Origin of the sequence: Hoyosella altamirensis, assembly GCF_014191505.1 — a bacterium.
Classification (GTDB): domain Bacteria; phylum Actinomycetota; class Actinomycetes; order Mycobacteriales; family Mycobacteriaceae; genus Hoyosella; species Hoyosella altamirensis.
Genome location: NZ_JACHWS010000002.1, coordinates 1,027,708 through 1,046,705, shown reverse-complemented (window position 1 = coordinate 1,046,705; position 18,998 = coordinate 1,027,708). Strand labels below are relative to the sequence as shown.

Genomic DNA, 18,998 nt, shown 5'->3' with positions numbered 1-18,998 from the left:
GTCAGTACAAAAACACGACCTCGAAGGAGTAGCCATGTCACTCGTCCCCACTCGCACGCAGCGCATCACCGGCTGGATTCTCACCGGACTAATCAGCGTTTTCCTGCTGTTCGACAGCGTGATAAAAATCTTCACCGTCGAATCAGCATTCGAAGGGGCAAACAACCTCGGCTGGACAATCGAACAGATGCCGACTGTCGGCTGGATCCTTCTCGTCTGCCTGGTTCTGTATCTTGTGCCTCGCACCGAGCTTGCCGGCGCGATCCTGCTGACGGGCTATCTCGGAGGTGCGATCGCGACGCACCTTCGTGTCGAATCCCCGCTGTTGAGCCACACCCTCTTCCCGATCTATGTCGCGATCTTCATCTGGGCGGGACTGCTGTTGCGAAGCGGCTCCGCGCGGCGCATCCTGTCTAGCAGGGAAAATGAACCCCACCGAAAGCTTGAGGGCGCACAGGTTTCGCAGGGAAGGAGCAGGGGGTGGGAGAGCCAGTGACCCAATACGTCCATTGGAGAGGCGAGGACGACCCACACCGTCTCGACGCTGCAGCGGTCACCTTCCTCGATGAGGCACTTACAGCGACTGGTGTCTCCCGGACACGCGACTACGCCCTCAGTTGGTCACTAGAAACGGGACCACACTGGATAACCCGATCCATTCACGTGAGCGTAGCGGCGGTGGGCTGGAACCGCTCGCTGCGCCTCGTCCGAGATGGCGCCGGGAACGGGGCCGCATGGGATGCCGAGACCACGCAATACGGAGACACCGACCTTCCCGAACCGGGTTTTGCCGAGGACGTCGACCTCGTAGATGCACTGGACTGCGACCTCGCACTGTGCCCCTTCACCAACACGATGCCCATCCGGCGGCTTGGACTTCTCGACAGCCCGCCTAGCTCGAGCGGCAACAGTCAGGAGCACCTGCTGACGATGGCGTGGATCGACGTCCCAAGCCTGCAGGTCATCGCTTCGCACCAGCGCTATGCCGCTGTTCCCCCGTTGCCGACGGGGGAACAGCGCGTCCGCTACACAAGCTACTTGCGCGAGTTCGAAAGCTGCCTGACGGTGGATAACAACGGGGTGGTCATCGACTATCCCCAAATCGCGCGACGCGTTGGGTGAGCAATGCACTCGTGAACCCCCTCATTCTCGGAAGGAGCGCATGCGGCGCTTTCTGCCTAATCGCGCCGGCCCACACACCAGATCCGTACGCAAGGTCATCGAGTCTTCGCGCGACAAGAAACCGCACCGGGTCGAGTTGGGGTTTGGTGTGGCGATACTCTGTGAGGCCGTCCGTCAACACCGCTAGCAGCAGCGCGCGCCGGGCGCGCCTCGAGAAGAGTGCCGACGTCAGCGCGATTGGCCACCAATGCCTCACCAAGAGCGCACTTGCTTGCGTCGCGCTGCCAGTGAGCAGCCGAACCGCCAGTCGCGCACCGATTTCGGCCCGCGTCTGTGGGGGTGCTTCCACGAGTTGGCTCGCGCGATACCCAGTGATGGCAAGCAGCAAAGCAAGTAGGGTGACCGCCCATTTCCGCTGCACGAGCAACAGTCCACTGACCGCGCCGATCCACGGTGTCAGCACAGCTGGGGCGACGACATCACCGTGCCTCGACGCGAGAGGAGCGGCACTCGTACCGTAGAACTTCTTGCGGGCAAGCCAGGGCCGCAACTCTTCTCGATGTTCATGCATCGCGTGAACCGAGGGGTCATATCTGATCCGCCATTTCTCGGCTAAACGCCACATCAGGTCGACGTCCTCGCCGCAGCGCAGCCGCTCATCGAAACCGTCAGCCAGCGCCGCCACGCGCGCGGCAAAACATGCGCTCGGAAGCCACGCGATACGCGAGCCCGGCTTGACCAGCGCGGGTTCGGGCCCGAGGTCAAGTGAGGAGCACGCCGCCTCGTATCGCGCGATCCAGTTCGTGCCCGCCCGGCCCACAATGCGCGGTGCTGCCACCGCGATCCGGTCATCGGCGAAATGGCGGAGCAACAGCGCAAGCACATCCGGGGTCACTGCGACGTCAGAATCAGCAAAGGCGACAAACGGCGTTGTCACTTCACGAAGCCCCGCATTGCGCGCAGCCGCCGGGCCCTGATTGACCGGCAAAGCCACCAGATGAGCGCCGTGCTTCACGGCCACCGCAGCGACTTTCTGTGGCTCCTCCGATCCGTCGTCAACGATGATCGTGGCGACGGCACCGGTGATCGCGCTCAATGCCCGATCGAGTTCGTCGCTGCGATCTTTTACGGGAATGACGACGGTAACGTCAGCGAGGCTGGTTTCGGGAAGTGTTTCCGTGACAGTTGAAGCGAGGCCAGAGCTGACGAGCCGTTCGGCGAGCGACCGGCTCAGCGCATCGTTGACCCGCAGTTCGCGGTTGCTGATTAGGCGGCTTGCCTGGGGCTTGAGCCGCAGCACACGCAGTGGCTCACCGCCCATGAGGATGCTGGTGTCCCCATAGACGCGAACGTCGCGATGGAGCTTGACTCGCACGCTATCCGCGGGACACGGTGTCGCGGTCACGGGCGGAACCCGCCGTCCGCACTCACCACGGAACCATTCAGTGCTGCCCCCTCGCGGGAGCAGCACAGGGCGATCACTCCGGCGAGGTCTTCGGGCGCGAGGAGGCGCCTGATCAATGCCGATTTGCCGAGGTCTTCCGATGTGGTGAGGCCATAAAGCCGCGCAGTACCTTCGAGCATGTCCGTCTGGGTAGCGCCGGGGGCGACCGCCGCTGCTGTGACACCCGTGCCTGCCAGATCGGCCGCCAGCCCTTTTACCAGCCCGACCACCGCATGTTTAGACGCAGTGTAGGCGGCAAGGTGGTAGAGGCCATGCGTTCCCGCAGCGGAGGAGACTGCAACAAACCGGCATCGTGATGGGTCTGGTCCCGTCAGCATGTGCGGGACGCACGCGGCCGCCGTGTTCCACACGCCGACAAGGTTGGTCTCCCACATGCCGTGGAGTTCCGCGTTGGAGGTTTCCCAAAGTGGCTGTCCGCCAGCAATCACACCCGCTGCAGCTACTGCGACGTCCAGTTGCCCGAACGCAGTGACCGCGGCCGCCGCCGCGTGTTCCATCGCCTTTCGGTCTCGCACGTCCGCAATGTGGGGCTGAACTTGTGCATCGTCGTATTTCTCCGCTACAGCGAGGAGTTCGCTTGCTGACGCGAGTGCGTATTTGACTTCGTGTGGACGCGCCGGGCCATCGCCTGCACAGCTATCCACGGCAAGGACACGGTATCCCTGAGCAGCGAGCGCATGGACGGTCGCTGCTCCCATTCCGCGCGCCGCGCCCGTAACAAGTGCAACCGTGCCATCATTCACACCCAGCTCCGATCCGGGAGGGTCAAGAAACCCTTGCTGTCTGGCTCCCCCGCATCAACCCGTTGCGCGATCTCCGTGATCATGCACTCGAGCACGCGCGCGCCTTCCTCTGCGGTAGCACCGCCCGGGTCGCCGAGCACCCCATTCGGCGAGACTGCTGCGACCCCGCCAGCGATGATCTGGGACAGCAATTCACCGATCGGTGCGGTGTTCCCCGCCTCCGCACGTGATAGGTCAACGCTTCCTGGATCAAGGTGAAGCATGAGCGACGTCTCGGTGTATCCGGCGTGCGCGTCGACGTTCTCGGTCGCGCACGCCGCCCATGCAACGTTATGCCCCTCGTAACGCATCTGCTTCACGGCAGCCGCGAGAGCCTGCACGTTGCCGCCGTGCGCGTTGATGACCACGATCCGACTGGCCCAGTGCGAGAGTGAACGGACCAGTTCGACGAGCATCACCTTGAGCGCATCCCGCCCAATTGACACCGTGCCGGGAAACGACTGGTGCTCACCGCTGGAGCCATAGAACAGTGCCGGCGCGACGTATGAGTTCCCAGACATCCTTCCCGCCACCCCGTTGGCGACAGCCACTGCGATTGCTGTATCCGTGTATAGCGGCAGGTGCGGACCGTGCTGCTCCACGGATCCAAGGGGGAGCAGCACAATCGGTTGCTCCGCAATGTCGTTCCAGTGGGTGCGGCTGAGGTCGTTCACGTTCCACCTCACTTATGACGGGCGGGCACTCCGAGTTCACGGGTAAAGCCCGGCGGGATGACAACATCGTCGGGACTCAGGTCGTGAATAGTCGAGTGACCGAGCCCGAGAAGCGCCGAATCCATTCCGCCCCTGATGACGTCCAGTACATTCTCGACACCAGCCTGACCGTTCGCAGCAAGACCCCAAAGATACGCGCGCCCGATCATCACCGCACGCGCGCCCAGCGCCAAAGCTTTGACAACGTCGCTACCGCGCCGGATGCCACCGTCCAGCAGCACCTCAACGTCATCACCGACCGCGTCCACAATGGAGGGGAGCATCCGGATCGGCGCCGGGGTCGTATCGAGGTTGTTACCGCCGTGGTTAGAAACGGAGATCGCGCTGACCCCGATTTCCGCTGCCCGCAACGCGTCGTCGACACGCGAAATCCCTTTGAGCATGAACGGGCCGTCCCACTGCTGACGCATCCACGCGATGTCATCCCAAGTGGGCGGCGGTGTCTGCATCCACTGTCCGTACGCGCCGAAGAACGTTGGCGCAGGCGTCTCGTTTTGGGGATCGTCGAGGTTCGGTGCAGTGAGATCTGGGATGCTGCCCGACTTCGCGAAGTCGAACAGCCAGCTCGGGCGCGTGATGACTTCTGGGGCGAGCCTGAGCATCGCCTTGAGGTTCATCATCTCAGGGATAGTCGGGCTGCCCCAGTCTCGGCCCATCGAGAATGACCAGTCGAGCGTGACGATGATGCCCTTCGCGCCCCCACTCTTTGCGCGCTCCATACGCCGCGCCGTGTAGTCGCGGTCGCCCATCCAGTACATCTGAAAGAACGTCTGCGGGTTCGCCTCGACCACGTCTTCAAGTGTGCGCGAGGCGAAGGACGACAGCCCCATCGCGGTGCCGCGGGCAGCAGCGGCACGCGCGACGGCAACTTCACCTTCGGGGTGCACGGCTTGAACACCCGTGGGTGAGATGAGAACTGGAAGCGAAATGTCCTGTCCCATTACGGTGGTAGACATTTCACGCTTCGCAGAAAGGCCCGCGACGTGTGGCGCGAAGCCGAGTTCGGAGAAAGCGGTCAGATTATCGACGTAACTCACTCCTTTTTCGGACCCCGCGATGAGCGCCTTGTACACGGATTTCGGGAGACGTTTTTTCGCCCGCCGCTGCGCGATCGCGACGCTTTCGAACCAGGAATTTCGCGTCATCATGAACCTTTCGAGTGGGGATCGAACCCGGCGAGCGGGTTCTCCGCGCACGCACGGACCGGAGGGACAGGTTTACCCAGTGTGAGGAGCACCGGTTCCGATTTCCTCTTAGGTGGGCGAGGCTGCGCGCTGTGGGAGTGGTCCTGGCTCGCTTTAGGAATAGCGCCGCGTGACTCTAGCGCAGTCTCTCCGTGGCCCTGGACACATTCGGGGTCGGGACCGTCAAGGGGAAGGCCGGTGAAGAACTTTGCGGCCATGCATCCGCCTCGGCACTTGTCGAACGCATGGCATGAGGTGCACGCGCCGGACGTTTGCGGCGACCGCAAGTCGCGGAACAACTCAGATGTCTGCCAGACGCTGGCGAACCCGCCGTCAGCGAGGATATTGCCCGCTAGGAACTGGTCGTGGATTGCGAATGGGCACGCGTACACGTCACCTATCGGGTCAATGAGGCACACCACACGCCCCGCACCGCATAGGTTCAGTCCAGGCAGAGTCTCACCGAACCCTGCGAGGTGGAAGAACGAGTCGCCGGTCAGCACGTTGTCACCGGCTCTGAGCAGCCACTCATAGAGTTCCCGCTGCTGGACTGCGGTCGGGTGCAGTTCGTCCCACACATCCGCGCCGCGTCCGGAGGGGCGTAGTCGTGTGAGCCTCAGTGTCGCACCAAAGCTGTCGGCGATCGCCTTGAACTCGTCGAGCTGTCCGACGTTCTGCCGGGTCACGACGACGGAAATCTTTGCGTCCTTGAATCCCGCGTCGTTGAGGTTCTGGAGTGCCCGGATGGCCATATCGAACGAGCCGGGGCCGCGGACGTGGTCATTGACGTCCGCCGTAGCGCCATCAAGGGAAATCTGTACGTCCACGTAGTCTGTGGATGCGAGGAAGCGCGCCTTGTCAGGCGTGATCCGGACGCCGTTCGTCGAGAACTTCACGCCGACGTTATGGCTGACGGCGTATTCGAGCAGGTGCCAGAAATCGGAACGAACGGTCGGTTCGCCGCCGCCGATGTTGACGTAGAAAACCTGCATACGCTGAAGTTCGTCGATCACCGCTTCGCATTGCTCGGTAGTGAGTTCGCGCGGGTCACGGCGGCCGGACGAAGAAAGGCAGTGCACGCAAGCGAGGTTGCACGCATACGTCAATTCCCAGGTCAGGCAGATGGGGGCGTCGAGCCCGTATTCGAACTGCTCGACGAGCGATCCGCCGGCCGGGCGCTGTTCAACGGTCGTCATGGTGTGGCTCCTGAGGCTAGCTGGGGGCGGATCATGTCCGCGGCGGCAAGTCCGCGCAGGGCTTTGAGGTACGCCGGCCATTGCTGGGCCGGGACATCGGCGGCGCTCAGCGCGCCCCGGATCGAATCGCTCGCGGCGAGCCCGCGCACTAGTTCGACGAGTTCGGGGCGCTTGAGAAACGTCAGCCGCCGATTGCCGAAGTGATACGCGAGCGCACCAAAGGGTTCAGGACGAAGCGCTACCGACGGGGATAACGCCCAGCCCTCACTCAGAAACGCTTCCTCACTGAAGGCGGACATGTCAGTACACGCCGCACATGCCGTCGATGGACACTTCCTCGACGAGATCATCGCTGGCGAGCACGTCGGAACTGGTTTCCGTCACTGAATTCTCGGGTGCAGTCGACATGAACTACTCCTAAAAGTCGTAGGGGCTTGTGATGACAGACACATTAATGGCACTCGGGGTCATAATTCAAGTGTTGGTAGTCGAACCATGCCGGGATTGCCGGCCGGCGTGTTTAGCACTTCGCTAAATCGCGCTGGTAGTTTTCTTTTGGTGACTCGACCGCAGCAGGGCCGCCAGGGCCGCCCCTCGGTGACGAGTCACGCATGGATCGAGCGCGTCGCGTTTGAACTGTTCGAGAGCAAGGGTTTCGAGGCAACCACAGTCGACGATATTGCGCGTGCCGCCGGCATTGGCAGACGCACGTTCTTCCGGTACTTCGATTCCAAGAACGACATCCCCTGGGGACAGTTCGACGCGAGCCTTGTGTCCTTCCGGGAAGCACTGCGCACGATGCCCAGCACATTCCCCGTTCATGTTGCCGTCCACCAAGGCGTGCTGGCCTTCAACACCTACCCTCCCGAAGCGGTACCCCAGCATCGGCAGCGCATGGCTTTGATTCTTAAAACTCCTGCACTCCAAGCGCATTCGGTGCTGCGATATGCGGAATGGCGAGCGGTTATCGCCGACTTCGTCGCCGTGCGGATGAGCCTTCCCGCGAGCGATCTCCTCCCGCGCACAATTGGGCATGTCAGCCTTGCTCTCGCCGTCACCGCGTACGAACACTGGCTTGAGAATCCGTCCGAGGACCTACTCGTCGTTCTTGACCGCGCGATGACCGGACTGCAGGAGTACCTGACCGCCCCGAGTGGCCCAAACCTCTCCTCAGGCTGAACGTCACAAACATCCCGGCGTTGTGCTTCACAAAAATTCCAGTTAACCTTGATTCACTGAGTTACGTGGATCACACTGGAAGCATCCACGACGACGACTACCCCGGAGCGGTGATGATCAGCTACACATCTGGCATTTCCGATACACCTTTGATCGGCGACACAATCGGCGATACGTTCGACAAGACGGTGGCAGCCTTCGGCGATCGCGAGGCGCTCGTCGACCGGCCGAGCGGCCGACGATGGACGTACGCCGCGCTCGCAGAAGAGGTGACCACAGTCGCGGCTGGCCTGATTGCGCTGGGCGTCGGGAAGGAAGACCGCGTCGGCATTTGGGCTCCCAACTGCGCGGAGTGGGTGTTTACCCAGCTTGCTACAGCCAAGATTGGTGCGATCCTGGTCAACATCAACCCGGCGTACCGAACGCAAGAACTCGAATACGTGCTGAACCAGGCCGGCGTCAAAGTACTTGTCGCGGCACCGGCCTTCAAAACCTCCGATTACCAGGCAATGGTCGCCGAGGTTCGCCCGAAAACCTCCCGGCTCGAACACGCGATCTTCCTTGGCTCATCCGAGTGGCACAGCCTTTACACGTCCGGCGCCGACACTCTCCGTGCGGATACGGACATAGTGAAGAAAGCCCAAGCGAAGCTCAGCGCTGACGATCCCATCAACATTCAGTACACGTCTGGCACTACGGGATTCCCGAAGGGCGCTACCCTCAGCCATCACAACATTCTCAACAACGGTTTCTTTGTCGGGGAACTGCTTAGCTACACAGAAGAAGACCGCGTGTGCATTCCGGTGCCCTTCTATCATTGTTTCGGCATGGTGATGGGCAACCTCGCATGTGTCAGTCATGGTTCAACGATGGTGATCCCTGCACCGTCGTTCGAGCCCCAAGCGACGTTGCAAGCCGTGTCCGAAGAACGCTGCACATCGCTCTACGGCGTACCGACGATGTTCATCGCTGAACTGAACGAACCTGACTTCGATGGCTACGACTTCTCGAATCTGCGCACCGGCGTCATGGCTGGGTCACCGTGCCCCGTCGAAATCATGAAGCAGGTAATCGAGCGGATGGGCATGGCGGAAGTATCCATCTGTTACGGCATGACCGAGACATCACCGGTTTCCACACAGACCCGCAAGGATGACTCGATCGAGCACCGCGTCTCAACGGTGGGTCAGGTCGGCCCGCATCTCGAGATCAAGATTGTTGATCCCGCCACCGGCCAGACAGTGCCCCGGGGCACGCCGGGAGAGTTCTGCACGCGCGGCTACTCCGTGATGCTCGGATACTGGGATCAGCCCGACAAAACTGCCGAAGCAATCGACTCGGCACGCTGGATGCACACCGGCGACATCGCAGTGATGGATGACGAGGGGTACGTCAGCATCACTGGACGCATCAAAGACATGGTCATTCGCGGCGGCGAGAACGTGTATCCGCGTGAAATCGAAGAGTTCCTCTACACGCACCCCGACATTCTCGATGCCCAGGTGATTGGCGTCCCGGACGAGAAATACGGTGAGGAGCTTATGGCGTGGGTGCAGTTACGGGAAGACGCTGAGCCACTCACAGCCGAGGCCCTGCGTGAGTTCTGTACCGGCAAACTCGCGCACTACAAAATTCCGCGCTACGTCCACATCGTCGATGAGTTCCCGATGACGATCACTGGAAAAATCCGCAAGGTCGAGATGCGGGAAATGGCGAAGAAACTGATCGCAGGGTAACTGGCGATGGAGGCGATCGACTCGATTGACCAAAATCTACTGCGACTGCTTCAGGCGGACGGCCGTGCTACGTACTCAGAACTTGCAGGACGAGTCGGACTCTCAGTGGCCGCAACCAAACGGCGAATCGACCGTTTGTGTGCCGCAGGTGTCATCACAGGCTTCACTGCCCTCGTCGATCAAACCAAACTCGGGTGGGCAGTAGAGGCATTCACCGAGGTTCGCTATGTCGGCACTACACCCCCTGAAGACATGCTGCGCGCGATGTCAGAAATCCCGGAAGTGGCTGCCGCCTATACGATCGCGGGCGATCCTGACGTTCTCGTCAAACTGCGGGCACGGGACAATCGCCATCTCCAGAATGTGATCGAACGGCTGCGCCGGGGCCGCGCGACCGGCACCAAGTCGATGATCGTCTTAGACGCGTACCGCCGTGAAGGCTGAAAACTCCACCCGAGCACCAGCGCAACATTTCTTCGGATAATTCTGAATTTCCGCCTTTTTTTGCGTTTTGGCCGGCAGATCTACCCGACCGGTTGTGATGTAGAGCACTTTGATGCTCGTATTGAGCATCCGGTTAGTCCGGCGCTCTCGACGCTCACCACGCGCGTTGCGGAGCTACTGAGTTGCGCTCAGAGGGCCACCAGCCTAATGGGCGAAATGGAGAGTCCAACCGACAATCAAGCAGGCCCGCATCCGCGTTACATGCGGTTGTTCGCAGCGGGCCGCACAAGGAGTGGTCGTGCCACCAACAGGCATGCAGCAAACACGAACAGCGGAACAACCAGACCGTGAGGCATGGAGCTGCCGCTCAGTCTTCATTCTGGCGGCGATCGGCTCGGCCGTCGGTCTGGGAAATATCTGGCGGTTCCCTTACGTCGCTTATGAAAACGGCGCAGGCGCATTCATTATCCCGTACCTTTTTGCGCTGCTCACCGCTGGGATTCCGCTGCTATTTCTTGACTACGCGATCGGGCACAAGTTCCGCGCTTCAGCACCCCTCGCCTTCCGGCGCCTCCATAAACGCGCTGAATTCATTGGCTGGTGGCAAGTCGGCATCTGCTTCGTCATCGCGGCCTACTACGCAGTAATCGTCGCGTGGGCAGTGCGATACACCTTCTTCTCGATCACCAAGGCATGGGGAGACGACCCTGAAGGTTTCCTCTTCACAGATTTCCTTCGGCAGCAAGAAGGCGCAGAGGTTGGCACTTCCCTGGTGCCTGGCGTGGCACTCCCCCTGATCCTCATCTGGCTGGCCGTCTTGATCGCACTCGGTCTGGGAATCCAGCGGGGAATCGGACGAGCGAACAGGGTTTTCGTTCCGCTACTCATTGTCACGTTCATCGCGCTGGTAGGCCGCGCGTTGTTTTTGCCGGGTTCGATCGCGGGGCTCAATGCCTTCTTCACTCCAGACTGGGCAGTTCTCCGTGAACCGACGGTGTGGATTGCCGCATACGGCCACATCTTCTTCTCGGTCTCCGTCGCGTTCGGCATTATGGTCACGTACTCGTCGTACCTCAAGCGGAAAACCAATCTCACTGGATCGGGCCTCGTCGTGGGGTTCGCGAACAGCGGCTTCGAAATTCTCGCTGGTGTCGGTGTATTCGCCGCCCTTGGTTACATGGCCACATTGGCGTCCGTTCCGGTCGACGAGGTGGTTTCAGGCGGAATCGGACTGGCGTTCATCGCGTTCCCGCAGATCATCTCCGCGATGCCCGGCGGCGCATTCTTCGGCGTCCTCTTCTTCGGATGCCTCGTGTTCGCGGGCTACACGTCTCTGATCAGCCTCGTGCAAGTAGTCGTCGCTGCCGTACAGGAAAAGCTTGGAATCTCTCGGGTCGCCGCTGTAGTCGCGGTAGGCACACCGATGGCGCTCGTCTCGCTGGCGTTCTTTCCGACGACGACGGGGGTGAATGTTCTCGACGTGGTCGACAAGTTCACCAACAACCTCGGGATCGTGGGTGTTGCACTGGTGTCAGTCGTCACGCTGAGCTGGCTACTGCGGCGGCTCCCCGAACTTCAGGCTCATCTGAACTCAGTCTCTACGTTCAAGCTCGGCACACCCTGGATCATCTGCGTGAGTGTGCTTACGCCCGCCGTAATCGGCACGATGCTGGTTACGGAGTTGAACACGCTGCTCCGTGACGGCTACAGCGGTCTGCCTGGAGGGTTTGTGGGAACGTTCGGCTGGGCCCTGCAAGCTGCGCTTGTCATCCTTGCCATCATCGCCGCGACACTGCCGTGCCGCGCACAGCAAACCGGGTTCCTGCCGACGGCACCTTCTCAGATTGGGGTACGACCATGAACATATCCGCAGTCATCATGATGATCGTGTCATTCGGTATCACTCTCGGTGGCCTGGCGGCGGCGCTCCGCCACCTTCAGCTCCACCCCGACGAGGCCGATAACGAGTAAGTTCGGCGCCGCGAGCATGTGCGACGATAGGGGGAGCCCGATCAGCACTCGCTCGCGGCGTCACTCATTACCTGGGTGCGGCCATTGGGTCGCACCCAATTCGCGCGAAATTGTCCGCGCTGCAGACCGCACCGCCTCCACGACTGAGTCGCCAACCGGCCATTCCGTCGTGGGCACCACGACTCCGATTGCACCGACCAACTGGTGCGAGTCAAACACGGCACCGGCCAGCCCCGATTCACCGAGCACCGCTTCATCGCACTCCTCCGCGATCCCTGTCCGCCGCACCTGCGCGAGCACGTCCTGCAATTCCCCGCGGCTGGTTATCGTCTCCCCCGTCATCCCCCGTAGAGCCTGCCCCTGGCTCTCGACGGCCGGCATGAACGCGAGCAGAGCTTTGCCGAGGGCACTCGCATGCGCTGGAATCACAATGCCGACCTCAGGCATATAGCGTCCGCCGTCTGGCCGCGGCTGATGGTAGATGATCACGACGTCGCCCAGTGCTTCTCCCGGCAGCAGCACACCTACCCGCACGGCGAATCCGGTCCGTCGGCCCAGTTCCTCTGCCCACGTGATGGCCCGTGACCGCAGGTCGAGGGTGTCGAGATAAACGTTGCCGAGCCGCAGCGTCGCAGGCCCCAGCTGGTACCGCCCCGTGGGCCGATCCTGCACGACAAGTCCATGGGAGACGAGAGTGCGCACGATGCCGTGCACGGTGGGCGGACGCAGCTCTAGATGCGCAGACAGTTCTGAAAGGCTCATCCGACGAGCTCCCTGAAGCGCCGTCAGGATGCGGATCGCGCGGTCGACCGACTGAATCACGTGAGTCCTCGGTTCTCGCTCACAACGAATTTCGAAAGCTATTGCGAACAGCCTAACCGGCAGCGTAGTGTGACGTACATCATTCGATAATGTCGAATGTCATTCGGCAGAAGCTCTTAATGGCTGGCATCGGAGACACCAATGGACGATCACATTCCTCCAAGCACCCCACAGAAACTCGCAGCCGAAGCGCTGGGCACGGGTTTTCTCGTATTCATCGGCGTCGGCGCCGTACCTGCAACGCTCATCATCAACGGCGACAGCCCGTTCACCATGGCTGACCTGGGCATCATCTCGCTCGCATTCGGCACAATCGTCGTCGCGACCGTCTACGCGTTCGGCCATATCTCGGGCAACCACATCAACCCCGCGGTCACGCTCGCGCTAGCCGTCACCCGGCAATTCCCATGGCGTCGCGTCCCCGAATACCTCGCCGCCCAGGTAGTCGGTGCGACACTCGGCGCGCTCGCGATCGTCGGCGTCCTCGGCCAGCAAGCAAACGACGTGGGGCTAGGCGTCGCCTCCTACGGCGAAGGAGTCAACGCTGGACAAGCATTTACCGGGGAGTTCATAGGGACATTTATCCTCGTCCTGACAGTCCTGCTTGTGATTCATCGTGCAGCGACGCCCGGCTTCGCCGGAATTGCCATCGGCCTTGTCGTTTTCGCCGTAATCATTCCCCTCGCACCAGCCACGGGTGCATCCATCAACCCCGCCCGCACACTCGGACCCATGATTATCCACCAGCTTTACGGCGGCGACGTAGCGTGGAGTCAGGCACCGGTGTACCTCGCTGCCGAACTTTCAGCTGGAGCCGCCGCAGCGCTGGTCTATCTGGCGCTGACGACCGCGCGAAGAGTTCCCCAGCCCATGGCCACCACGACTGTTACAGCACCTGCATAGCAAGGAAACCTCATGAAGAAACTCATCAACGAGCCCGCCGGTGTCGTCACCGAAGCACTCGCCGGAATGGGCGCCGCACATCCCGAGCTCCGCATCGACCTCGAGAACCGAATCGTCTACCGCGCAGACGCTCCCGTGACAGGAAAAGTCGGCCTGATCTCCGGCGGCGGCTCCGGGCATGAGCCGATGCACAGCGGATTCGTCGGACTGGGAATGCTCGATGCCGCTTGTGCTGGCGAGGTCTTCACGTCACCAGTCCCGGACCAGATGCTCGAAGCAACAAAGTCAGTCGACTCCGGTGCGGGCGTACTGCACATCGTGAAGAACTACACCGGTGACGTCATGAACTTCGAAATGGCCGCTGAACTAGCAGCCGCAGAGACCGGCACCGAGGTCATCCAAGTCGTCACCAACGACGACGTTGCTGTCAAGGACAGCCTCTACACCGCTGGACGGCGAGGGGTCGGCGTGACCGTTCTCGTGGAGAAACTGGCCGGGGCCGCAGCAGAACAAGGCCGCCCGTTGAAAGAGGTCGCTGACGTCGCCCAGCTCGTCAATGACAACGGCCGCAGCATGGGCATCGCCTTGACCCCGTGCACCGTCCCAGCGGCAGGCAAACCAACGTTTACTCTCGCCGAAGACGAAATGGAAGTTGGTGTCGGGATTCACGGCGAGCCAGGCCGGGCAACTGTGAAACTTGCACCTGCGAGTGAAATCGCCGAAATGCTGATGGAGCCAATCCTTTCCGATCTTCCATACAAAGCGGGCGACAACGTCATCGCGTTCATCAACGGTATGGGTGGCACCCCGCTGCTGGAGCTGTACCTCATGTTCGGTGAAGTCGCTCGCATCCTGAAAGGTCATGGCATAGAAATCGCGCGGTCTCTGACGGGTTCCTACATGACGTCCCTCGAAATGGCCGGATGCTCTGTCACGCTCCTCAAAGCGAACGACGACATCATGACGCTGTGGGATGCACCAGTGAACACGCCAGCACTGCGCTGGGGGGTCTGAAAATGACGATTACTGTTACCCAACTCAGCTCGTGGGTGCGCATCTACGCGGAACTCATCAACGAACACACCGAGGAACTCACCCAGTTGGACTCGGCGATCGGCGACGCTGACCATGGCACAAACATGCAACGCGGTACCGCGGCCGTCCTCGCCGCCATCGACGCCAACCCGGCCGACGACGCTGCCGCACTACTAAAAACCGCAGGAATGGCGCTCGTCAGCAAAGTAGGCGGCGCAAGCGGTCCGCTGTACGGCACGTTCTTCATTCGAGCAGCGGCGTCCGCGGGCGCCGTCACGGAACTCAGCTCCCACGATTTCGCGAAGCTCCTGCACGCGGGGCTGGAAGGCGTTGTCGCGCGGGGCAAACCTGAGCCCGGAGACAAAACCATGTTCGATGCGCTGGCTCCAGCAGTCGAAGCGGTCGACGACGCCCTTGACGACGGCGCATCGCTCAGCGACGCACTCGCCGCAGCCGTAACCGCTGCCAACGCTGGCCGCGACGCCACAATCCCGATGCTCGCACGCAAAGGACGCGCGTCCTACCTCGGAGAGCGCAGCGTTGGGCATCAAGACCCTGGCGCGACCAGCGCAGCACTATTGATCACCGCCGCAGCAAGAGCTTTCGGGTGATGGCGATGGTGGGACTTGTCGTCGTATCTCACAGCCGTCAACTCGCCGATGCTGCCGTCGCCCTCGCGTCCGAAATGGCGCACGGACGCAGCTTACGCATCGCGGTGGCAGCGGGCCTCGATGAACGCACACTCGGAACTGATGCGATCGAAGTGCAAGCCGCGATCGAGAAAGTCGCTGGTGATAAGGGTGTACTCGTCCTGATGGACCTTGGTTCCGCGGTGCTGTCCGCCGAACTCGCGCTCGACCTGCTTGACCCTGACATCGCCGCGAATGTGCGCTTGTGCTCCGCACCGATCGTCGAAGGCCTCGTCGCCGCGACCGTTGCCGCCGCTGGGGGCGCCTCACTCGCCGAGGTCGAGGCAGAGGCGATCGGCGGCCTCGCCGGCAAACAAGCGCACCTCGGGTCCGCAGAGCCCGCACCGGTCGCTGAAGTGGAGACGAACGATGGGCTGACAGCGACATTCGTCGTAGAGAACGCGCACGGGCTGCACGCCCGGCCCGCTGCCCGGCTAGCGGCTGAAGTACGCGGACGTGACGCGAAGGTTCATCTGCGCAACGTCACAACTGGGTCAGCGCCCGTACCCGCGTCGAGCCTCACCCGCCTGGCGACACTCGGTGCACTCGCCGGACACAAGCTAGAAATCTCCGCCACCGGCAGACAGGCCAAAGAAACGATCGATCACGTGCTTTCGCTGGCCGCACGCCACTTCGATGAGACCGCGCCGGCAGAGAAGGCCCCCACCATCACGCGGCAGGCATCTCAGCTAGGACCACGAGCAGCATCGCCAGGCATCGGCATCGGACCTGCCTGGTTCGCCTCCTCCGACGAAATCGACGTCTCCGGCATCAATGCGACCGCTGCTGATCCGGCAGCGGAGTGGCGGCGGATCCGCAGCGCGACCGCTGATACACGGCACAGCATCTCCCACACGCGCGCCACCACAGCACGCCAAGTCGGTGAAACCGAGGCAGCTGTTTTCGACGCACATTTGATGCTCCTGGACGACACCGAACTCCTCGCCGCCGTACACGCACAGATCGACTCTGGCGCGTCAGCTCCCCGCGCCTGGGCCGACGTCCTCGACGGTGCTGCAGCGGATTTCGAGCGGCTCGACGACGAGTACCTGCGAGCTCGCGCCGCCGACGTGCGGGCCGTACGCAACCAGGTCCTTAGTGCATTACTCGGCATTTCCGGTGATTTCACACCACAGGAAGGTGTCCTGATTGCCGCCGACCTGACACCGGCGCAGGCGGCGCTGCTCGACCGAACCGTCGTGAACGCCATTGTGCTCGCGCACGGCAGCCCGACGTCGCACGCCGCTATTCTTGCGCGTTCACTCGGTATTCCCGCAGTCGTCGGCGCGGGTCCAGATGTGCTTGCGGTAGTGCCGCGCACCATGGTGGCCGTAGACGGCGACACCGGTGTGTTGCACGTCGACCCAGACGACTCACTGTTGGCCGACCTTCGCGATCGTGCAGACAAGGAGCAGCAACAGTTCACAGAAGCGCTCGCTCGTGCCGTGGACCCCGCCGTCACCCAAGACGGTGTCACCGTGCACGTCGCCGCAAATCTGGGCAGCCTCGCCGACGCTGAAGCTGCCGTGGTGAACGGGGCTGACCTCGCGGGTCTCATCCGTACCGAGTTCCTTTTCCTCGGCCGGGACACGGCGCCAACGGAAGCCGAACAGTTCGAGACGTACCAGCGCATAGCTGCGGCGCTCGATGGCCGTAGAGCAACCTTCCGGACCCTCGATATCGGGGGGGACAAACCCCTGCCTTACGTCTCACAGCCACACGAAGAGAACCCATTCCTCGGCGTGCGGGGCCTCCGATTAGCGCTCGCCCAGCCGGAGCTTTTCGCTCCGCAACTGACGGCATTGCGTCGCGTGGCCGCGCAGTATCCCGTTAGCGTCATGTTCCCGATGGTGAGCACCGTCGACGAACTCGCCGCAGCGAAACACTTGCTGGAGGAAGCGTCAGCGGAGCCGATGCGCGGCGACACCGAGATCGGAATGATGATCGAGGTGCCTTCTGCCGCACTGAAAGCCGGATCGTTTGCGCCCCATGTCGATTTCTTCAGCATCGGCACGAACGACCTGACGCAGTACGCGCTCGCCGCCGAGCGCGGCAACGAGCGCCTGGGCGCCCTTTCGGACCCGCTCGACCCTGGCGTACTGCGCCTCATTGCAGAGGTGTGCGCGGCCGCGCACGGTCAGGCGCGTGTCGCGGTCTGCGGTGAAATCGCCAGCGACCCGGTAGCTGCGCCGCTACTGCTCGGTCTCGGGGTCGACGAACTGAGCGTCGCTCCTTATTCGATCCCCGCCGTAAAGCAAGCTGTGCGTGGCCTCAGCGTGAAAGAGTGCCGTGAACTCGCACAGCAGGCACTGCGACTGGCCCGGGCGGAGGACGTGCGCTCTCTCGTCCCCCGTCCAAATCCATCAGCGGGTGTCAACTAAACGCCCGGTTTGGGCGGCGTTTAGTTGACCTGTGCAGATGGATTTCACGGGGAGGGGAAGGGCCGGGGCAGGCCGTACGACTCGAGGCACACCACGTAGTACAGCGTCCAGAGCACCATCCAGTTCATCCAGCCCAGGGCGTTACCGTGCAAGGCTCCCGCCACAACGGATTCGTGCAGAAGCGTCCCGGCGAACAGGAAGTAATAGGCGAGGAAAGTCCCCACGCCGAGAGCGAATGTCACCCCGATTCGGACCGCATAATTCACCGCAGGACTCAATCCGTCCGGGCGATTGCCACATGCGTTCGCCCAGAAGATCATCCAGAAGACCCAGCAGACTCCGACCTGCGCCGCGAAGGCAGTGATGCCCGGGCCTATGGCCGCCACCGCATCGCTACCTATGATCACCTTCCCGACGCTCAGAAACAGGTAGTAGAACGCCGTACCCAGGACGAGGTTTCCCGCGATCGACGCGGCGGCCACCCGGCCCGGAGAACCTGCGAGCCGCCACGGCCAGTTGTCCGTGATCAACCCTGTCAGCACGACCGACACGATGACTGAGTAAAACCAGCCGATCAGCGTGTCGGTGCTGAACCATGCCGTCGCAGGGTCAGCCCACACTGCCAGGCCAGGCAGGCCGAGGACGGCATACACCAGCAGTGTCGGCACCATCAGTAAGCCGATCTGCCCCAGGCCTGTCCAGGGCTGCGAGGATGCAGCCTGTGAGAACGGCCAATGCTGCCAGTTCACGACACCGGTGACGAAGAAGAAGAACCCGAACAGCACGAACAATGCGCCCGTCAGGTAGCCCGCACCGTCGGCGCGATCGGCTGCGAAACTGGGATCAATTCTCCCCCAGCCGTATGCAAGCAGGTACGTAATGCCCACACCGATAGCGAGGGATACCGCCATTACGGCTAGACCGCGGGCAGGCTGACGCAGCCGGTCAAAGCCAACGAACTCCAGATTGAACCCAATCCATACGACAGCGAGGACAGTCCAGAAAAGCAGTGCCAGAAAAGGCTGCGGGTAGAGGCCCAGGCCGCTCCAAGCCGGGTCGACGAGGAGATACCAGAACAGAAGAGACAGCGCGGTAACGATCACCAGGTTCGCAGCGCCGAAGGCGTACCACGGGATCGACCGTCTCGGTGCGGACGGTGCGGTGGTGACGTCGGCGGATACTGACACTTGGGACATACGAATACCTCGATCGCGAAGTGAGAGATACAGGACGTCAGAAGTGGCCAGGACGAGCGCTCCCTGTGGTCGCCCGGTCCTGCCGGTGTGACGCCTGAGTGTGATCTGGGTCTCGTGGACCACACCTAGTGGTACACGTTCACCGGATTGGGCAGTAAG

At 62.0% G+C, this 18,998-nt stretch carries 20 protein-coding genes; 11 read left to right on the top strand and 9 right to left on the bottom strand.

Annotated features, from left to right (window positions below; all coding sequences use genetic code 11):
* Window positions 1-34 precede the first annotated feature (34 nt).
* Together FHU29_RS13725 and FHU29_RS13720 are read left to right on the top strand one after the other, a co-directional pair.
* Window positions 35-496, top strand: coding sequence for a DoxX family protein (locus FHU29_RS13725; RefSeq protein WP_064438581.1), 462 nt, complete (start codon window positions 35-37; stop codon window positions 494-496).
* Window positions 481-1,122, top strand: coding sequence for a putative glycolipid-binding domain-containing protein (locus tag FHU29_RS13720; RefSeq protein WP_232322841.1), 642 nt, complete (start codon window positions 481-483; stop codon window positions 1,120-1,122). Before FHU29_RS13725 ends, FHU29_RS13720 begins: the two co-directional genes overlap by 16 nt.
* On the opposite strand, the gene mftF is transcribed toward FHU29_RS13720, so the two are convergent.
* From mftF to mftA, 7 genes are read right to left on the bottom strand one after another with little or no spacing between them, the layout of a single operon-like run.
* A complete protein-coding gene (gene mftF, locus FHU29_RS13715) occupies window positions 1,085-2,527 on the bottom strand; it encodes a mycofactocin biosynthesis glycosyltransferase MftF (protein WP_064438582.1) in 1,443 nt (480 codons plus the stop codon). The two genes, FHU29_RS13720 and mftF, sit on opposite strands and share 38 nt — an antisense overlap.
* Window positions 2,524-3,330, bottom strand: a complete 807-nt coding sequence (locus FHU29_RS13710) for a mycofactocin-coupled SDR family oxidoreductase (RefSeq protein ID WP_064438583.1) — start codon at window positions 3,328-3,330, stop codon at window positions 2,524-2,526. The genes mftF and FHU29_RS13710 overlap by 4 nt, the downstream gene beginning before the upstream one ends.
* Entirely contained in the window at window positions 3,327-4,043 is a 717-nt protein-coding gene (mftE, locus tag FHU29_RS13705; RefSeq protein ID WP_064438584.1) for a mycofactocin biosynthesis peptidyl-dipeptidase MftE, read from the bottom strand. The genes FHU29_RS13710 and mftE overlap by 4 nt, the downstream gene beginning before the upstream one ends.
* A gap of 8 nt (window positions 4,044-4,051) precedes the next feature.
* Window positions 4,052-5,248: a pre-mycofactocin synthase MftD gene (mftD, locus tag FHU29_RS13700; protein WP_064438585.1), complete on the bottom strand. Its 1,197-nt coding sequence runs from the start codon at window positions 5,246-5,248 to the stop codon at window positions 4,052-4,054.
* Window positions 5,248-6,483, bottom strand: a complete 1,236-nt coding sequence (gene mftC, locus FHU29_RS13695) for a mycofactocin radical SAM maturase (protein WP_064438586.1) — start codon at window positions 6,481-6,483, stop codon at window positions 5,248-5,250. Before mftC ends, mftD begins: the two co-directional genes overlap by 1 nt.
* The gene (mftB, locus tag FHU29_RS13690; RefSeq protein WP_064438587.1) at window positions 6,480-6,782 is read right to left on the bottom strand and encodes a mycofactocin biosynthesis chaperone MftB; all 303 of its coding nucleotides are present in this window, start codon (window positions 6,780-6,782) and stop codon (window positions 6,480-6,482) included. The genes mftC and mftB overlap by 4 nt, the downstream gene beginning before the upstream one ends.
* 1 nt (window position 6,783) lies before the next feature.
* Window positions 6,784-6,891, bottom strand: a complete 108-nt coding sequence (gene mftA, locus FHU29_RS13685) for a mycofactocin precursor MftA (RefSeq protein ID WP_064438588.1) — start codon at window positions 6,889-6,891, stop codon at window positions 6,784-6,786.
* A gap of 150 nt (window positions 6,892-7,041) precedes the next feature.
* Here mftA and mftR point away from each other — a divergent pair, with 150 nt between their 5' ends.
* From mftR to FHU29_RS13660, 5 genes are all read left to right on the top strand, one after another.
* Window positions 7,042-7,662, top strand: coding sequence for a mycofactocin system transcriptional regulator (gene mftR / locus FHU29_RS13680; protein ID WP_064438589.1), 621 nt, complete (start codon window positions 7,042-7,044; stop codon window positions 7,660-7,662).
* Window positions 7,663-7,775: 113 nt separating this feature from the next.
* A complete protein-coding gene (locus FHU29_RS13675; protein ID WP_064438702.1) occupies window positions 7,776-9,398 on the top strand; it encodes an AMP-binding protein in 1,623 nt (540 codons plus the stop codon).
* A gap of 6 nt (window positions 9,399-9,404) precedes the next feature.
* The gene (locus FHU29_RS13670) at window positions 9,405-9,842 is read left to right on the top strand and encodes an Lrp/AsnC family transcriptional regulator (RefSeq protein WP_064438590.1); all 438 of its coding nucleotides are present in this window, start codon (window positions 9,405-9,407) and stop codon (window positions 9,840-9,842) included.
* 313 nt (window positions 9,843-10,155) lie between these two features.
* Window positions 10,156-11,703, top strand: coding sequence for a sodium-dependent transporter (locus FHU29_RS13665; RefSeq protein ID WP_074390688.1), 1,548 nt, complete (start codon window positions 10,156-10,158; stop codon window positions 11,701-11,703).
* The gene (locus tag FHU29_RS13660; protein WP_157094873.1) at window positions 11,700-11,813 is read left to right on the top strand and encodes a MetS family NSS transporter small subunit; all 114 of its coding nucleotides are present in this window, start codon (window positions 11,700-11,702) and stop codon (window positions 11,811-11,813) included. The genes FHU29_RS13665 and FHU29_RS13660 overlap by 4 nt, the downstream gene beginning before the upstream one ends.
* A gap of 60 nt (window positions 11,814-11,873) precedes the next feature.
* On the opposite strand, the gene FHU29_RS13655 is transcribed toward FHU29_RS13660, so the two are convergent.
* Window positions 11,874-12,635: an IclR family transcriptional regulator gene (locus tag FHU29_RS13655; protein ID WP_064438592.1), complete on the bottom strand. Its 762-nt coding sequence runs from the start codon at window positions 12,633-12,635 to the stop codon at window positions 11,874-11,876.
* Window positions 12,636-12,776: 141 nt separating this feature from the next.
* Between FHU29_RS13655 and FHU29_RS13650 the strand changes: the two genes are divergently transcribed.
* Genes FHU29_RS13650 through ptsP form a run of 4 tightly spaced genes read left to right on the top strand, consistent with a single transcriptional unit; the run spans window position 12,777 to window position 17,643 of the window.
* Window positions 12,777-13,538, top strand: a complete 762-nt coding sequence (locus FHU29_RS13650; protein ID WP_064438593.1) for an MIP/aquaporin family protein — start codon at window positions 12,777-12,779, stop codon at window positions 13,536-13,538.
* Between the two features lie 12 nt (window positions 13,539-13,550).
* A complete protein-coding gene (gene dhaK, locus FHU29_RS13645; protein WP_064438594.1) occupies window positions 13,551-14,552 on the top strand; it encodes a dihydroxyacetone kinase subunit DhaK in 1,002 nt (333 codons plus the stop codon).
* Window positions 14,553-14,554: 2 nt separating this feature from the next.
* A complete protein-coding gene (gene dhaL, locus FHU29_RS13640) occupies window positions 14,555-15,184 on the top strand; it encodes a dihydroxyacetone kinase subunit DhaL (protein WP_183377562.1) in 630 nt (209 codons plus the stop codon).
* A complete protein-coding gene (gene ptsP, locus FHU29_RS13635) occupies window positions 15,184-17,643 on the top strand; it encodes a phosphoenolpyruvate--protein phosphotransferase (protein ID WP_232322843.1) in 2,460 nt (819 codons plus the stop codon). The genes dhaL and ptsP overlap by 1 nt, the downstream gene beginning before the upstream one ends.
* A gap of 44 nt (window positions 17,644-17,687) precedes the next feature.
* On the opposite strand, the gene FHU29_RS13630 is transcribed toward ptsP, so the two are convergent.
* Complete coding sequence (locus FHU29_RS13630; RefSeq protein WP_083962093.1) at window positions 17,688-18,839, bottom strand: hypothetical protein; 1,152 nt, start codon at window positions 18,837-18,839, stop codon at window positions 17,688-17,690.
* Window positions 18,840-18,998: the final 159 nt, after the last annotated feature.

Coding starts and splice junctions, on each gene's coding strand:
- FHU29_RS13725 (WP_064438581.1), top strand. CDS start 35: ATGTCACTCGTCCCCACTCGCACGCAGCGCATCACCGGCTGGATTCTC.
- mftD (WP_064438585.1), bottom strand. CDS start 5,248: ATGACGCGAAATTCCTGGTTCGAAAGCGTCGCGATCGCGCAGCGGCGG.
- mftC (WP_064438586.1), bottom strand. CDS start 6,483: ATGACGACCGTTGAACAGCGCCCGGCCGGCGGATCGCTCGTCGAGCAG.
- mftB (WP_064438587.1), bottom strand. CDS start 6,782: ATGTCCGCCTTCAGTGAGGAAGCGTTTCTGAGTGAGGGCTGGGCGTTA.
- mftA (WP_064438588.1), bottom strand. CDS start 6,891: ATGTCGACTGCACCCGAGAATTCAGTGACGGAAACCAGTTCCGACGTG.
- FHU29_RS13675 (WP_064438702.1), top strand. CDS start 7,776: ATGATCAGCTACACATCTGGCATTTCCGATACACCTTTGATCGGCGAC.
- FHU29_RS13670 (WP_064438590.1), top strand. CDS start 9,405: ATGGAGGCGATCGACTCGATTGACCAAAATCTACTGCGACTGCTTCAG.
- FHU29_RS13665 (WP_074390688.1), top strand. CDS start 10,156: ATGCAGCAAACACGAACAGCGGAACAACCAGACCGTGAGGCATGGAGC.
- FHU29_RS13660 (WP_157094873.1), top strand. CDS start 11,700: ATGAACATATCCGCAGTCATCATGATGATCGTGTCATTCGGTATCACT.
- FHU29_RS13650 (WP_064438593.1), top strand. CDS start 12,777: ATGGACGATCACATTCCTCCAAGCACCCCACAGAAACTCGCAGCCGAA.
- dhaK (WP_064438594.1), top strand. CDS start 13,551: ATGAAGAAACTCATCAACGAGCCCGCCGGTGTCGTCACCGAAGCACTC.
- dhaL (WP_183377562.1), top strand. CDS start 14,555: ATGACGATTACTGTTACCCAACTCAGCTCGTGGGTGCGCATCTACGCG.
- ptsP (WP_232322843.1), top strand. CDS start 15,184: ATGGCGATGGTGGGACTTGTCGTCGTATCTCACAGCCGTCAACTCGCC.
- FHU29_RS13630 (WP_083962093.1), bottom strand. CDS start 18,839: ATGTCCCAAGTGTCAGTATCCGCCGACGTCACCACCGCACCGTCCGCA.